At 65.0% G+C, this 554-nt stretch carries 1 pseudogene; it reads right to left on the bottom strand.

Annotated elements, in window-relative coordinates:
- Nucleotides 1-186: 186 nt before the first annotated feature.
- Nucleotides 187-554 (bottom strand): annotated as a pseudogene (locus tag EOA29_RS39450) (TetR/AcrR family transcriptional regulator); the annotation flags it as partial.

The raw sequence follows: 554 nt of genomic DNA, 5'->3' as shown, positions 1-554 counted from the left end.
GAAAGGCCATGTCCTGATCATGATGGACACCGACCGGCCGATGCTGAAGTCCCACATGGCCCGACTCTCCCGCCTCAGAGATGGTTGAGGAGGATGCGCTCGCCCCGGCGATTGTCAATCTTGGCGACGCCGCGCCGACCTAAAACCGGTGCACAAACCGCGCGTCATGGTTAGCTGACCGTGTGCTCAGCGCTGCTTGCGCAGCCCCTCGAGCAGTTGCTTGAACGCAGCCACCGCCTTTTTCGACGTCGCTTCCGGATCCTGCGAATTGGCGATCCGCTGCGCAGCCTGGCTGCTCGCGCCGTTGATCAGCCGCGCCGTGGTCTCGGGATCGAGGTCGGCCACGACCACCCCCTCCTCCTGCAGCCTGGTCAGGTGATCGGTCATCGACGCCGTGCATGCGCTGGCGTTCGGCCACTGCGCGGGATCACCCAGTACCGCCGGAGCATCGCGGAACATGATGCGCTGGATCTCCGGCTCCAGCGCCAGTTCGATGTAAGTGGTGCATTCGTCGACGAAATGCTGCCAGCGGGTCGGCGCCCTCGCCGCCACCT

This window comes from Mesorhizobium sp. M1E.F.Ca.ET.063.01.1.1, from assembly GCF_003998155.1.
In the GTDB taxonomy this organism is placed as follows: Bacteria; Pseudomonadota; Alphaproteobacteria; order Rhizobiales; family Rhizobiaceae; genus Mesorhizobium.
The sequence above is the reverse complement of the archived record's forward strand: the minus strand, read 5'-3'. Positions and strand labels throughout refer to the sequence as shown.